The sequence below is a fragment of the Methanobrevibacter sp. genome, assembly GCF_045644645.1.
In the GTDB taxonomy this organism is placed as follows: domain Archaea; phylum Methanobacteriota; class Methanobacteria; order Methanobacteriales; family Methanobacteriaceae; genus Methanocatella.
The window spans coordinates 16,848-30,432 of sequence record NZ_JAZRHE010000069.1 but is presented as its reverse complement, the minus strand read 5'-3'; the positions used below and the strand labels follow the sequence as shown (position 1 = coordinate 30,432).

16 protein-coding genes are annotated in these 13,585 nt (G+C 35.1%); 11 read left to right on the top strand and 5 right to left on the bottom strand.

From position 1 onward, the window contains the following. Positions 1-69: 69 nt before the first annotated feature. Genes ACKI4K_RS04115 through ACKI4K_RS04100 form a run of 4 tightly spaced genes read left to right on the top strand, consistent with a single transcriptional unit; the run spans position 70 to position 3,489 of the window. A complete protein-coding gene (locus ACKI4K_RS04115; RefSeq protein ID WP_407422569.1) occupies positions 70-576 on the top strand; it encodes a type II toxin-antitoxin system VapC family toxin in 507 nt (168 codons plus the stop codon). Beyond that, a complete protein-coding gene (locus ACKI4K_RS04110) occupies positions 573-1,688 on the top strand; it encodes a DUF2117 domain-containing protein (RefSeq protein ID WP_407422567.1) in 1,116 nt (371 codons plus the stop codon). The genes ACKI4K_RS04115 and ACKI4K_RS04110 overlap by 4 nt, the downstream gene beginning before the upstream one ends. A 16-nt stretch (positions 1,689-1,704) precedes the next feature. Beyond that, complete coding sequence (locus ACKI4K_RS04105) at positions 1,705-2,679, top strand: methanogenesis marker 2 protein (RefSeq protein ID WP_407422565.1); 975 nt, start codon at positions 1,705-1,707, stop codon at positions 2,677-2,679. Between the two features lie 12 nt (positions 2,680-2,691). Further along, entirely contained in the window at positions 2,692-3,489 is a 798-nt protein-coding gene (locus tag ACKI4K_RS04100) for a DUF4013 domain-containing protein (RefSeq protein ID WP_407422563.1), read from the top strand. Between the two features lie 28 nt (positions 3,490-3,517). Here the strand turns inward: ACKI4K_RS04100 and ACKI4K_RS04095 are convergent, their stop codons facing one another. After that, positions 3,518-4,261, bottom strand: a complete 744-nt coding sequence (locus tag ACKI4K_RS04095; RefSeq protein WP_407422561.1) for a thermonuclease family protein — start codon at positions 4,259-4,261, stop codon at positions 3,518-3,520. Between the two features lie 128 nt (positions 4,262-4,389). On the opposite strand from ACKI4K_RS04095, the gene ACKI4K_RS04090 reads away from it, so the two are divergent. From ACKI4K_RS04090 to ACKI4K_RS04060, 7 genes are all read left to right on the top strand, one after another. Further along, positions 4,390-5,937: a methanogenesis marker 3 protein gene (locus ACKI4K_RS04090; RefSeq protein ID WP_407422559.1), complete on the top strand. Its 1,548-nt coding sequence runs from the start codon at positions 4,390-4,392 to the stop codon at positions 5,935-5,937. Next, entirely contained in the window at positions 5,909-6,379 is a 471-nt protein-coding gene (locus ACKI4K_RS04085) for a methanogenesis marker 6 protein (RefSeq protein WP_407422557.1), read from the top strand. The genes ACKI4K_RS04090 and ACKI4K_RS04085 overlap by 29 nt, the downstream gene beginning before the upstream one ends. An 8-nt stretch (positions 6,380-6,387) precedes the next feature. Continuing rightward, a complete protein-coding gene (locus ACKI4K_RS04080) occupies positions 6,388-6,843 on the top strand; it encodes a methanogenesis marker 5 protein (protein WP_407422555.1) in 456 nt (151 codons plus the stop codon). A gap of 4 nt (positions 6,844-6,847) precedes the next feature. Continuing rightward, positions 6,848-8,089 carry a methanogenesis marker 15 protein gene (locus ACKI4K_RS04075; protein WP_407422553.1) on the top strand — a complete coding sequence of 414 codons (1,242 nt, stop codon included), beginning with the start codon at positions 6,848-6,850 and terminating at the stop codon, positions 8,087-8,089. Positions 8,090-8,103: 14 nt separating this feature from the next. After that, on the top strand, positions 8,104-8,664 hold the full coding sequence (locus tag ACKI4K_RS04070) for a methanogenesis marker 17 protein (protein WP_407422551.1): 561 nt from the start codon (positions 8,104-8,106) through the stop codon (positions 8,662-8,664). Between the two features lie 66 nt (positions 8,665-8,730). Next, positions 8,731-9,597 carry a radical SAM protein gene (locus ACKI4K_RS04065; RefSeq protein ID WP_407422549.1) on the top strand — a complete coding sequence of 289 codons (867 nt, stop codon included), beginning with the start codon at positions 8,731-8,733 and terminating at the stop codon, positions 9,595-9,597. A gap of 118 nt (positions 9,598-9,715) precedes the next feature. After that, positions 9,716-10,303 (top strand): TetR/AcrR family transcriptional regulator, encoded by a 588-nt coding sequence (locus ACKI4K_RS04060; protein WP_407422547.1) that lies wholly within the window; start codon positions 9,716-9,718, stop codon positions 10,301-10,303. A 40-nt stretch (positions 10,304-10,343) separates the two neighbouring features. On the opposite strand, the gene ACKI4K_RS04055 is transcribed toward ACKI4K_RS04060, so the two are convergent. Genes ACKI4K_RS04055 through ACKI4K_RS04040 form a run of 4 tightly spaced genes read right to left on the bottom strand, consistent with a single transcriptional unit; the run spans position 10,344 to position 13,517 of the window. Further along, complete coding sequence (locus ACKI4K_RS04055; RefSeq protein ID WP_407422545.1) at positions 10,344-10,976, bottom strand: 4'-phosphopantetheinyl transferase family protein; 633 nt, start codon at positions 10,974-10,976, stop codon at positions 10,344-10,346. Continuing rightward, the gene (locus tag ACKI4K_RS04050) at positions 10,973-12,844 is read right to left on the bottom strand and encodes a PP2C family protein-serine/threonine phosphatase (protein WP_407422543.1); all 1,872 of its coding nucleotides are present in this window, start codon (positions 12,842-12,844) and stop codon (positions 10,973-10,975) included. Before ACKI4K_RS04050 ends, ACKI4K_RS04055 begins: the two co-directional genes overlap by 4 nt. Then, positions 12,844-13,221 carry an ATP-binding protein gene (locus tag ACKI4K_RS04045; RefSeq protein ID WP_407422541.1) on the bottom strand — a complete coding sequence of 126 codons (378 nt, stop codon included), beginning with the start codon at positions 13,219-13,221 and terminating at the stop codon, positions 12,844-12,846. Before ACKI4K_RS04045 ends, ACKI4K_RS04050 begins: the two co-directional genes overlap by 1 nt. After that, positions 13,218-13,517, bottom strand: a complete 300-nt coding sequence (locus tag ACKI4K_RS04040; protein ID WP_407422539.1) for an STAS domain-containing protein — start codon at positions 13,515-13,517, stop codon at positions 13,218-13,220. The genes ACKI4K_RS04045 and ACKI4K_RS04040 overlap by 4 nt, the downstream gene beginning before the upstream one ends. Between the last annotated feature and the right edge of the window lie 68 nt (positions 13,518-13,585).

The window sequence follows — 13,585 nt, the reverse complement described above, 5'->3', positions numbered from 1 at the left end:
TTATCTATATTGAATACATTATATATATAATTACCAAGTTTTATAAATTTTTAAGAAAATAATATATTCATGGAAATTTTTTATGTATTGGATGCATCTGCATTTATCAATGGGTTTCATTTGGAAACAAAAAATAATTTCACAGTTCCGGAAATAACCTCTGAAATTAGGGATTTTGAGTCACGCTTAAAATTTGATGCCGCAATTGATGAAAACAGGTTAATCATTCAAGATGTTACCGGGGACTGTATTGATGCAGTTGATGAAATCATCTCCGAGTCGGGGGATATTCTAAGATTGTCCCTTCCTGATAAAAAATTAATTTCGCTAGCTTACATGTTTCACAGGCAGGGCAGGAATGTTAAAGTCATTAGCGATGACTATACGATTCAAAATACTTTGAAGATAATGGGCATTCCATATTCCGGTGTTATCACAGAAGGAATCAAAGAGGTTTATAACTGGAAAAAAGTTTGTGAGGGCTGTAAAAAGGAATATGGTGAGGATTATCCATTTGATGACTGTGAAATCTGCGGATCTAAAATATTTAAAAAGAGAATTAAGGTGAGTAGATGAGGATTGGTGTTGTTGTTCATGGCCCAAACATAATCGATTCAGGTTATGCATTAAAATTAATAGAATTGCTTTCACAATATGGTGAAGTCTCAGCTAGGCTTGGTGGAACAATGGGTCGGACTGCTGTTATTGATGCTAGTTTGGAGAATATTATTGATATTCAAAGAAAACTGGTTCCAAGTGATTCTTTAAAGATATTTTATGATGATGATGTTGATGTGATCTTTTTACTTAATTATGGAAAATCCAATGTTACGGGTCAGGTTTTCGGATATAAAGTTTATAATCATTATTTGGATAAGATTGGTGACAATAATATTCCGGTTATTCAAATTGAAAGGCCCGGTGAAGAAGACGGAAGTATCATTCCTTGGAATAATGATTTGGAGATTGCTGAACAGTTGTCTCAAGAATTAAATCTGGCTATTGTAAAACCCCATGAAGTTTATGATAATCATATCAAAAATGATAATCCTAATTTCAACCAAAGAATTGTTCATGGTGTGAGTCCTGATGAAAATATAATGGTGAATGGCATTGTTATTGGAAAAACTAACTCTGATAAACTCACAGTAATTTCAAAAGACAATCATATTGTGGATATTATTGGTGGTGAGCTTAAGGAACATGGCCTTGAAAAGTTAGGGGAGGTTGACTTGGATTCGGCAATTATAAAGACGGGACTTTTAAGACATGCAAAGGTCACACCTAGGGTTATTTCAGATGATAAGCCTGATGAATTTAAAATTACTTTTTTAGACCATGCAGGGGAGGATGTTTATAAGTTTAAAGACTCTTCATTGGTCATTACTGTTGGTGATGATACTACTTTGATATCCTCTGACATTTTATTTAGATTTGATGTACCTGTAATTGGAATAACTGATGGTGATTTGGATAAGGTTGTGGAAGATGGATTTAAGGTTAAGGATTCTATCATCTTTGAAGTTGAAAGTGGTTTTGATGACATCATCGGTCAAAATATTAAAAAGGAAATCTTCAGGGATAAACAGGTTTCATATGATTTTTCAAATATCCCGGAAGTTGAGGTAAAAATTGTTGAAATAATAAATAATATTAATTGCAAATACAAAATTAATTATATTAAGTAAATAGGAAGTGAAATCTTTGGATTTTAAAAATCTTGTTCGTGAAATTCAAGAATTTAAAGGAGTATCTCGTAAAAGTTCAATTGATAATGTAATATCTCTTTTAAAGGAATCATATAATGTGTCTGGAGATGTTGTAATTGACATAGGTGATGATGCTTCAGCTATTGACATTGGTAACAATCAAGTTTTATTGCTTGCAGCTGATGGAATATGGGGGGACATCATGAATGTCAATCCATATTGGGCGGGCTACTGTTCTGTTCTTGTTAATGTTAATGACATTGCTGCAATGGGCGGAAAACCATTGGCCATGGTTAATATAATGTCAATCAGCAATGACAGTATTTACGAGGATTTGTTAAATGGAATCAAAGATGGTTGCTTGAAATTTGGTGTTCCGATGGTCGGGGGACACTTGCATCCTGATGGTGAGGTTGACTCGTTGGGTGTTGCAATTGCGGGCATTGCTCAAAAAGATAAAATTATAACCAGCTTCGGAGCTGAAGTTGGAGATAAGGTAATTGTGGCAATTGATTTGGATGGAAAGCCTCACGAAATGTTTAGCCTGAATTGGGATACTACCTATGATAAAGATGCTCAGTTGGTTCGTGATCAAATTACTGCAGTCCAATACCTGGCGGAGCATGGTTATATTAAATCCGGAAAAGATATTTCAAATCCGGGGATTTTAGGAACCCTGGAAATGCTTTTGGAAACTTCCGACAAAGGTGCAGTTGTTAACCTGGAGGCCATTCCAAGAAATGAAAATGTTGAATGGGTGGATTGGCTTAGATCTTATCCGGGTTCAGGTTTTGTTTTTACTGCGAATGAAGATTATTGTGAATATATCAAAGATTACCTTTCAAGATTTTCAATTGAAGCTGCAATCGTTGGTGAAGTAACTGATTCAAATTCACTTTATTTGAATTACAGGGATGAACAAGCCGAAGTGTTTAATCAGGAAAAAAATCCTGTTTTTATATTTGGATAGTCAGGTGGTTTTATGGACGTTGGCAAAATAGTATCAAACTCATTCAAGTATCCTTTTAGGAATATTAAGAAATTACCCATCCTGTTTATTCTTTTTGTTTTGGCTGCCTTTATCCCGATTGGCATGCTATTTGACAATAGGTATGTCGTAATTTTTGGAGCATTTTCGTTTTTCGTATTTATTCTGGTCGTGCCAGGATATCTGTTGTCGTTTGTCCAAGTAGGTCTGAACGAATCATCCATGTTTCCTTCCCTGAATTTTGTAAACAGCATATATAACACTATTCGGTTATTGGTCTTGAGAATCGTATATATGATTGTGCCTGCACTGGTATTTTTCATTGTCTTGTCTACTTTGGGAACATCAAGTATTGACATGCTTCTTAACATAGATATTCTTGGTTTTCTTCTGGCTGTAGGTTTAATTTTCCTCATTGTCCTGATCGTTTATATTCTGTTTGAAGTTTTGTTATTCTTTGCAAAAGCTCGTTTAGCTTACTTGAACAGTTTAACTGAGGCTTTAAAAATGCATAAGGTGATTGGGGACATTAGAAACATTGGTGTTAAGAATATACTTAAATGGTTAATCATTATGGCAATATTGATGATTGTTTTTTCTGTGGTTTCCTCATGGGTGGTATTAATTCCATATGTCGGATTCCTGATTTATATCTGCATCATTATTCCATTAATGGAAAGCATAGGCAATTATTCGTTGGGATTGTTATATTCAAACATTGCTGAAAATAATGGGGGCAATGATTTAGAGGAATTTGAAAGAGAGATTCGATTATTAAAATATGGTAATTGAACCTTTCCCATTTTTCCATTTTGAATTATCATGGGTTGCATCTTTTACAAGGCACGTATCCCTGATTAACCGCTTCATCCCTACTTGAGAAAAACACCTTATTTTTTTCAGACATCTTGCCTACACTGCTGCAACCGGCTACATGGAATTTTCCAGAATTTGAATTGCCTACATAGCTTCCAGAGTCAGAAGAAGTCTGTGAACTACTTGAACTTGTATCTGAATTGCTGGATGAACTTTGATGGCTTGAAGTTGGTGTATTTTCATTTGCCCAGTCATATGGATAGAATTCGCTTGGCGGCATGTACATAATCTCTGCAAGGCCTTCTTTTAAAAGCATTTCATTTAGATTTTTGCCGTCAACAATAACAACTGCCAGTGTTCTTCCATATTTGTCGCTGTGTTTTGAATCATCAATGTCAATGCCAACTTCTTTGTTTAAGCATAATTTCTGAACGAAGTTTTTGGAAGCGATATATCCTTCAACACCTCTCTCGGGAGTATTTACTCCAACAAAACGTACCTTTTCACCATTATCTAACTCAATCGTATCTCCATCAACAACTTTAGTACAGATTGCACTTTCCTCCACATGGCAATTTGTATTGGAATATTGATTTAGAATGTCGGAAACAGACATGTCTGAATACTTGGAGCTGGGGATATTGTGGGAAAAGCCAGTCCCGGTGTAAGCACTGGCTATTGAAATAGCTCCAATTGCGATTAACAGAATGATTAATAAAGAAAAAACATGTTTTTTTGTAATGGTCATTAATTTTCCCTCCAATAATATATTGTTATAATCTGGTGTTAATATACTTTTTCAAAATCAAATAAATAATTTTAATATATAATGATGCTATAAATATATAATATTAAAAATTCTTATTAGGAGATTGTATGTTAATTAAAATTAATGGAGAAGAAGTGGAAGTAGCAGATGCTTCAACAATTCAAGATGTAATTGATGAAACAAATGCTCCATATACTCCTGGTAGTATTGTTTGCCTGATTAAGGGTAAAAAAGAACTTGAACAGAATATTAGTAAGTACAAGATTAAAACAAACAAGGGTTCTATAATCATCCAATTGGACGAATCCGAGGAAGCAAAACCTTTGGTTGATGTTTTCAAAAATCAATATGAAGATTTTGTTGACTTGAATATTAGATGGTCTACTCCAACCGAAGTGGCTGTCGGTCCTATCGTAACTGATTTGGAGCCCACTTCCGATGAATTCAAATATTATGAGGGGGATGTTGTTTTAAGTTTGTCTAGTTTTAGTAATGAGTCCACTCATTTAATAATGCTTAAGGAAAACACAACAAATGTCTACAGTGTGCCACCACACAATAAAGGTATTTTTGCCAAAGTCATTGGCGGTAGGAAAACCTTGGAAAGTTTGACTGATGATGATGCCGTAACCGGCATCGAGCCAATTGTTGTACGAAGCACAACAACCGATAGTGCTTCGGTTTCTGATCTGACAACTGTTCTTGAAGAGGGAAATGAACTATACACTTATATTTCATTTGAAATTGATGAAGATTCACCAACATGTGTTGAACATTTGTTCTCACTGGTCAAGGATGGTAGAATTAAAGTATCCTATGACAGCGAGTCTTTTGTAGGTTTTTATGATTTGGCAGGATTGGAAAAACCTCAGGAAGATACTACTCAAAGAACTAGGGGAACCATCACTGTTAGAAATAACGGTGTAGGTATCGGAAAGATTTTCGTTTATCGTGAAAACAGGGTGTTGACTCCAAACCATACTACTGTGGGTAAAATTGTAAAAGGTATGGAAATCATTGACATTGCCAAAGAAAATGATTTCATTACAGTTAAAGCAGAACAACAAAGATTAATGCTGTTAAACAAAACTCAAAAGGAAGCTACGGAAATATTGTCTGCAGTTGGTGTTGAGCACATGATTGATGGATTAATCGATGAGGATGCGATAATCGTTGAGCAAGTTCCTAAACATACAATTGATATCTTAAGAGAAGGAAGAGTAGTAACTAAAGCGGTTAATAAAGAAGATTTATGTATAATTAAATTTGTTGATGATGCCCCAAGGTCTGTAAGATACTTTAAATTATTGTCCGGCCTTTTAGAAAACCCGGTAGGTAAAATTAAAGTTCACTTTGCAGTACCTGGAATGCACATTGTCATATTTGAAGGAGATAAGAAATCCGCTAAGGGTTTAATACCTGAAAATAATCCGGTTGAGAAAGTTATAAGGGGCCAAATCGGCATCACCAATATGGCTTCAAAAAGTGCTGGTTTGATAGGTATTAGATTTGAAGATAATTATGAATTCGGACCTACTGCAGAAAGTTTTGATGCAACCAATATAATTGGGGATGTTGTTTCCGATTATGATAGTCTTGAAAAATTAAAAGAAGGAGTTGAAGTGTATGTCACAGAATCTAACCATGAGTCCTGATTTGGGTACTGAAGATTGGGATCCGGATGTAATCACTCGCATGATATTTATTGGACCGGGAGCTCATGTAAGCGAACAGGAAATTGTAAATGAGTTTCACATGCTTGATTTGCCACTTACAATTAAAAACACTTGTTACGGATCCATGATTAGTGGTAAAAGTGAAGATGTTTACAAAGCTATTGAGGAAATAAGGAAACTTGATCCGGCACACATTTTCACAAAAGAAAGAGGATTTGCTCCGGGTGATCCTAGAAGATGCAGAGGTCATAGATTCGGTCCTAGGGAAGGTTTCCATCAAATGGAAAAAGAATATAGAATACTTGGTTTTGTTGCTGAAGCTTTAGAAAACCCTAAAGAGGTCACAGTTGAAGAGAAAAAACCAGTTAAAGTTGATGAATTCAAAAAAATTATGGATGAATGTTTAGAAAATAAAGAATAGGTGAAAACATGGTTAAAATAGCTATTTATCCTCCAAACTCATTAATCTTAGCAGATTTACTTGAAAGAAAAGGTCATAGTCCTTTAGTTTTACAAAAACAGATTAGGCAAAAAATCAAAGACCCTGAAATTGATTCCCCTCCAATGAATATTACTGAGGAAGACCCTATTAAAGGTCTTAAATATGCAGCTATTGAGGTTCCTTCAGGTGTTCGCGGAAGAATGGCAATTATAGGGCCCCTTATAGATGAAGCGGAAGCGGCAATTGTTGTTGATGGGGCACCATACGGTTTTGGCTGTATAGGATGTGCAAGAACTAATGAACTGTCAATATTTTTGCTCAGAAACAAAGGTATTCCAGTTTTAGAACTTGATTATCCTACCAATCAGGATGAAACATATGTAATGGTAAATAAAATTAATGAATTTGTAGATTCACTAGAAGAAACTGTTGAGGAGGAATAATAATATGGTTAAAATTGCTTTAGTTTCATGCGGAACAGAATATAGTGGAATTCAAAAAGAGATTGAAAAAGCGGCAAATAAATTTGGTGCAGAAATTGTTCTTCCTGAAATTGATTTGGATTACATTGATGAATCTTATGAGAAATTTGGATTTTCAGCTCAAAGTTCAAGTTTGAAATTGATGATTGCAAGAGCTATGGCTATTGTGGAAGGCAGATCTAAACCTGATGCTGTATTTATTGCGACTTGTTTTAGATGTGCTGAAGCAGCATTGGTTAGAAACGAAGTAAGAAGATTTATACAAAATAATACACGCATTCCTGTAGTTACCTATTCATTCACTGAAAGAACAAAAGCAGATGAACTTTTCATCCGTATGGAAGCATTAGCTACAACCGTAACTCGTAGAAGCATTCTTGCCCGTGAAAAACAAGAAGGACTTACTCTTGGGCTTGACTCTGGTTCAACCACTACAAAAGCAGTGCTTATGGAAAATAACCAGGTCATTGGAACTGGTTGGACAGCTACTAAAGATATCATTGAATCAGCAAAAACAGCAGCTGCAGAGGCATTCGCCAACACTGATTATGATTGGGATGATGTGGATGGTATTGGAACTACCGGTTATGGTAGATTTACCATGGGTCAGGAGTTCTGTGCCGAACTTATTCAAGAAGAGCTGTCTGTTAATGCAAAAGGAGCAGTATACCTTGCAGACTGTCAAAAGGGTGAAGCTACCGTATTGGATATTGGGGGTATGGACAACAAGGTTATTACAGTTAATAATGGTATTCCCGATAACTTCACTATGGGTGGTATCTGTGCAGGAGCATCTGGAAGATTCTTGGATATGACTTCCCGCAGGTTGGATGTTGATATCACTGAATTAGGTCCTTTAGCTGTTCAGGGCGATTGGAGAAAGGCTATGCTAAACTCCTATTGTATTGTATTCGGTATTCAGGACCTTGTTACCACTTTAGCGGCAGGCGGCTCTAAAGCAGATGTGGCTGCTGCGGCATGTCACTCCGTATCCGAACAGGTTTATGAACAGCAACTTCAGGAAATTGACATTCGTGAACCATTAATACAAGTGGGTGGAACAAGTTTAATATCTGGGCTTGTTGAAGCTGTTAGTGAGACTTTAGGTGGAATTGAAGTTATTGTACCTGAATATTCTCAACATATCGGTGCTGTAGGAGCAGCTCTTTTGGTATCCGGAATGGGACACAGACATGATAATGAATAAGAGGGTTGGTTTTAATGTTAGTTGAATGCTATGATGAGAGAGGTGCAGAAGTCTATGAAATCATTATCAAACAGATCTTTCAGGATTTGGTACTTGGATCTTCTGTCGATGATTTGAAGGCTTACGTCAATCCGGATGACCCTGTCTTTGTCTTGGCCATTAAAATGAAAAAGACATCTAATGCAATTGCGTTTGGTGATGTTGCAAATTTAACTTATGATAAGGCGGATGATGTAACAAGAATCTTAATTGATAATGAAAATTACCTTCCCAATATCTTAAAGAGATTATGGAGACTCTTTTCAAGAGACGAGATTTATCAGCCAAACAGATATCAGCTTGAAATACAGGGGGATTATACTCATTTGGAGACATTGATTGTCGATGACCCTCATTCCAATTTGCAAAGACGCATTTACGATGCGGTCTTCAGGATATTGCCTGAAGGTTTCAAAATCATTAAGGATATGTCTACTGAGGACATTGTTTGTGTCGTGGCTACAGATGAGTTAATTAAGGATGCGTGGATTGAAAAGGCCAATGAGTTTATTGACGAACTGAACAATGGTATATAGAAAGGTTTATATATTTGTTCGTATCAATACAAATTAACAGTTGTTATATTGAGGAGAAGTGATATTATGGCTGAGCATAAAGGTTCAAGATTTGCACATATAACAAAAGCACATCCATGCTTTAATGAAAAAATGCATGATAAAGTAGGTAGAGCACATGTACCGGTAGCACCAAAGTGCAATATATTCTGTAACTTCTGTACAAGGGATATTAATGATGAAGAAAACAGGCCTGGTGTGGCAAGTTGTGTAATGGATGCCGATGCCGCAATCAAGCATGTTAATGATGTTACTGCAGATGGCCCGATTGCTGTTGTGGGGGTCGCAGGTCCTGGTGATTCTCTTGCTAATGAAGAAACATTCGAATTCTTTGAAAAATTAGCTTCCGAACAACCTGATTTAATCAAATGTATGAGTACTAATGGACTTTTACTTCCAAAATATGCAGATAAACTTGCAGAACTGGGTGTAAATTCTGTAACCGTTACAATCAATGCAATAGATCCGGACATTGCAGTTGACATTTATTCTTTCATCAAATATGAAGGAAAAGTTTACAAAGGTTATGAAGCTGTGGAAATTCTAATTAAAAACCAATTGGATGGTGTTGAAAAAGCGGCAGCCAATGGGATGGTTGTCAAAGTCAATTCCGTTCTGATTCCCGGATTGAATGATGAACATATTGTTGAAATAGCTAAAGAAGTTAAAAAACGAGGAGCATCGATGATGAACATTTTACCTTTGATTCCGTTAGCTAAGATGAAGCATTATTCACGCCCTGACTGTTCTATGATGGAAAGTGTCAGAGAACAGGTGGAAGAGATTATTCCAGTATTTAGGGCATGTACCCAATGTAGGGCTGATGCCTATGGGATACCGGGCAAAAAGAGTGAAGACCACCACCTGGGAATGACTCCACAAAGTCATTACTAAAATCAAATTAAACTCCAAATTTGGAGTTATTTCTATTTTTTTTTTATCTTAATGAATTTAGGATATTGTAATTTTAATTATATACTGTTTATATATTATTAGGAATATATCTATATTTATGAATGAGTTTAGCAGTACTGATGAAAAAATTATAAAGGCTACATTTAGAATTCTTCAAAAGGAGGGTTTTGCCAAAGCGACTACTAAAAAAATAGCTGCTGAAGCGGGAGTGAATGAAGTAACTATTTTTAGAAATTTCCAAAACAAAAAAAATTTGGTTGAAATTACCAAGGACTACTATCTTCAAATATTTCTTGAAAAATTGGAAGAGATCTTTTCTTTCAATGAAGATGATGAAATTGAAGAATATTTCCAAGGTAATTTTATGGGGCTTTTAAATCTTTCAGAAGATGATTTAAGCATTATTAAGGTAGCTATGGAAGAAGTAAGGGACATACCTGAGAAAAAACTGTTGATTTCAAAAATAACCGGAACAATTATTGGCAAATTGGAAGAATATTTCAAATTCCAGATTGAAAAAGGCAAAATAAGGGAAGTCGATTCCAGGGTATTGGCAATAATGTGTTTTAGTATAACATTCCAGTCTGTTTTATTATGGAAGATATACGATAAGGAGCATACTCCTGAAACAGAACAGTACGGCAAGAATTTCTTAGATATACTGTATAATGGAATTAAAGTTTAATGTGGGTCATATTTTAATTATTGTCCTTTTTTAAATTTTTTCAGTATATCTCGCTGACGCGGTATTCAATCAAACCGGAAACATTGAAATGACCGGCTATGCCGATTTTGTAGTTTTCAATATCAAACAGAGTGAATTTTAAATGCTTATCATCATTTTTAAGCGTGATTTCATCATCAATCATTATTTCAAAGCTATCCAAATCCAAATTCATCCCAAGACCAGTATATTTCATGTAGCTTTCCTTCAAAACCCAATAGTTGAAGAACTCTTCGGGGGGATTGTCAGATTTCATGATTGATTCATATTCTCTGTTGAAGAAATAGTTTTTGGCTATGTCCAAATCGATTTCAGGGTCAACATATTCGACATCCGCTCCAACTTCCATATCAGATATTGCGCATAAAACGATTTTGCCGGAATGGCTCAAGTTGAAATGGATGTTTTCATAATTGCATATGTATGCCTTGCCGTACTTTCCGGTTTTGAAGACAGGGTCTGCAATGTTTTTCTCACACAGCAATTTTTTCAAAAGAAGATATGCTCCGCAGCTGAGCTTCTTGTCCTTGTCGAATCTGTAAAAATCCATTTTTTCCTGTCGGCTTTTGGAAACTAAGCCGTAGGCCCTTTTCAAATCCAAATCATCTATGTTGCAGTAGGCTAATTTAATCATTTTATCCACAAGTATACTAATGTCATGTCATCGAACTGTTCCTGGTTTTCAGTGAAATTATCAATGTCCTTTAATAATGGAGTTATCGGGGAATCATCACTTTCAAATTCATTAAAGAAGTTCAAAAGCCTTTCTTCACCATACATATCCTCATTGGCATTGTGGGCATCGGTGATTCCATCGGTATACAGAACTAATTCGTCTGCCAATGTCATCTCTTCACTTTCATATTCAAAGTCTTCTAGAATTCCTAAAGCAATTCCAGATTCAATATCTAAATATCTGAATTCATCATTCTCCTTTATTAACGGAGGGTTATGCCCTGCATTGGAAAATGTTAATTTTTTAGTGGTATTATTATAGATTCCAAGCCACAATGTAATGAACATTGTTTCGGCATTGTTTTCGCACAACTGATTGTTTAATGAATATAAAGCTTTTGAAGGATTTTTGTTGTGTTTTAGAATCTGTTTGATCATAACTTGGGTAATCATGGTAAGCAATGCTGCTGGAACTCCTTTTCCTGATGCATCACCAATTACAATTGCTAAATTGTCATCATCCAACTCATAATAATCAAAGAAGTCTCCTCCAACTTCTCTTGCAGGACGAGAAAAACCGTTAATCTTATAATTTTCATTTATTATTGCTTCAGTTGGAAGGTTGGAAGCTTGAATTTTGGTTGCGATGTCAAGCTCTGCTTTAATGCGTTCCTTTTCCCCTTCAATTTCTTGGATATTTTCAATATAGTTGTTGTTGTGATTAATCAATTCAGTATATGATCTGGCGAGAGTCCCGATTTCGTTTTTTTCGTTGACATACTTTGAATATATATTCACAAGTCCTGCGGATTCGATTTTCTCGTTCTCTTTAATGAATCCCTCAATTTCTGAAAATGATGAGATAGGCTTTATTACCCTATTTTCGATATATCCCAAAAGGATTATTCCCGGAATGAAGAACAAAGTTATAATCATGTCTGTTACTATGATTCCGGTCAGTATAAACATGTTCAAATTAATAAATAAATCAACATTTATAATATTATAACTCAAATAAGAAAATGTTATTCCTAAAATGGAAATAATCAATGTTATGATGAGAAATATTCGGATAATCTTTTCGATTACTGTATCGCTATCGCTCGGCTCTATTTTGTATTCGAATGGTTTTGTCAAATACCCGAACAGCAAGATTCCAATCAGTATTGCTTCTCCAATCACGATACTTTCGTCCACATCAAGTATTAGGGATATGAAGGATATTATTGAAACAATTACCAGTAAATTTAACAATATGCGATATAATTTTCTATTTACCGGTTTTTCTGATGTTTTTGGTGTTTCTATAAGATCACTCTTTTTAAAAATCCAGATGCCCAATATTCCCATAATAAACGAGACGTTAATGAAATTCAGGAAATATGCGCCTACGGAATATTCTGTTAGGTCTTCTACGAAGAAAAGATATGATAAATTCCCATGCACTATCGAATAAACCAATCCGCATATTATTATGCTTGAAAAGAATAGGGTAAGATGGTAAGTATTGTCCAATCTTGGTTTTGTAATTTTTTGATTTCTAAAACCTGAGTACCAAAGTTTATATGTCAAGCAGGAAACTCCAAAGCTGAAAATGGCGGATGGGAGTATTTCAATAGGTGTATATCCCTGTATGTAATTGATTATCACGTTTGCTGATACTGCACCTAAAGCACCATAGGGGCCGAATAATAATCCTAAAACAAATAATAGGCCTACGTGTGGGGTGTATAGTCCTAATCGCCATAAGTGGGTTGATGTAATGGCAAAATAAAAAATAAGCATTATTATAAATGAAATTGTTGTTCTTTTTATTTTACTTTTCATTATTTCACTTTTTTAATGATTGTTAGGTGGTTTTCATTATTTTCATAATGGTATTCTAGTTCATCAGCCATTTCTTTAGTTAAAAAAATGCCCAATCCGCCATGCTGCGCGTCATCAATGTCATTGGGAATGGTGGGGTCTTCTTTTAAAAGAGGGTTGAATTCAACTCCGTTGTCGATGAATTCAATTGTCAATGTCGGTTTTGTGTATTCGACATTAACGATGATGAATTCTGTTTCTGAGTAGTTGACAATATTGACGAACATCTCCTCAACAATCAGGTTTACCTGGAGGTTTTCTTCGGGAAGCTCCTCTAAAATAAAGTCATTTAAAGCATATAATTCAGTTATTTCGGGTTGTAACGTTATTGAATTCATTCTATCTTCAATATTTTATCAAAACCGGACATTCTAAGTATTTCCCTAACTGCATCATTAACGTTTTTGATTACAAAGGGAATGTTGTCGGGTTTTAGTTTCTTTTGGGTGGCAATCAATACCCTAAGCCCAGCACTTGAAATGTATTCCAAATCGCTAAAATCCATAATTAAAGAGTCGAAATTGCCCAATTCGTCATTGATTTCCTTATCTAGTTCCTGTGAGGTGATTGTATCAATACGCCCTTCAACAGATAATGTCAGTTCCTTTTCATTATAATTTTTAGTAATGTTCATGTTATCACTATAATCTATTTGTTTGATAATAATCTTAAATATTTTGTTCAATAAATATAATATTCAAT